The 789-nt window shown below is 58.3% G+C and carries 1 pseudogene; it reads left to right on the top strand.

Going from position 1 to position 789, the window contains the following annotated elements:
• Positions 1 to 445: 445 nt before the first annotated feature.
• Positions 446 to 789: pseudogene (locus V6C16_RS14565) on the top strand (1-deoxy-D-xylulose-5-phosphate reductoisomerase); the annotation flags it as partial.

Consider the following 789-nt stretch of genomic DNA (forward strand, 5'->3'; position numbering starts at 1 on the left):
TGGCGGCTGCGTGAGCAGACGTTCGCTACGGAGGCGTAAGCGCAGTTTATCTGCGCGGTTAAACGCCGAAGTGAGCGTGCCTTAAACTTTGAGAATGTATATTCTCAAAGTTAATCTGCTCTAGAGCGCCTGCCGCTTAAAGGCTGTGCATTTCAAAGTTAATCTGCTCTAAAGAGCGCAGCGCACCATTGAGATTTTACAGTCCAGTGCAAGAGCCGGAGCAAGATAAAAACCGCCCGGCCCCAATAAGGGCGGCTGTTTTTCATGGCTGGCGCCCGGCCCCGTGCCTTGTATTTTTTGTGATTTCCGGCCCTGGCCGCGCCATTTCGGGCGGCCCCGTGCCGGGCCGCTTGATTTTTTTGCCACCATACCTATTTTTCCTTATGGGCAAGCCGCCTGCCCATAAAACAGCATCTATACACGGCGGCACGCACAGGATGCAGACATGGCACATCTCTGGCCGGGTCAGGGCGGCCCTTCCACAGACTATATCTCCGGTGCTCCGGACGAAGCATGGCGCGACACATGGCCGCGCGGCCTGGTCATTCTCGGTTCCACGGGGTCCATCGGCTGCAGCGCCCTTGCCGTTGTTGAAAGCCATTCACAGGCATTCCGCGTGGAGGGTCTGGCCTGCGCCCGTCAGGTAGAACTGCTGGCAAAGCAGGCGGACCGCTGGCGTCCCTCCCATCTGGCAGTGCTTGATGAAGAATCCGCGGCCAGACTCAAAAGCCTGCTGCCGTCGGGCTATTCGCCCCGCATTCTGACCGGACGTGAAGGCTACGCCGAACT

This window comes from Desulfovibrio sp. 1188_IL3213 (genome assembly GCF_036763145.1).
Lineage (GTDB): Bacteria > Desulfobacterota > Desulfovibrionia > Desulfovibrionales > Desulfovibrionaceae > Desulfovibrio.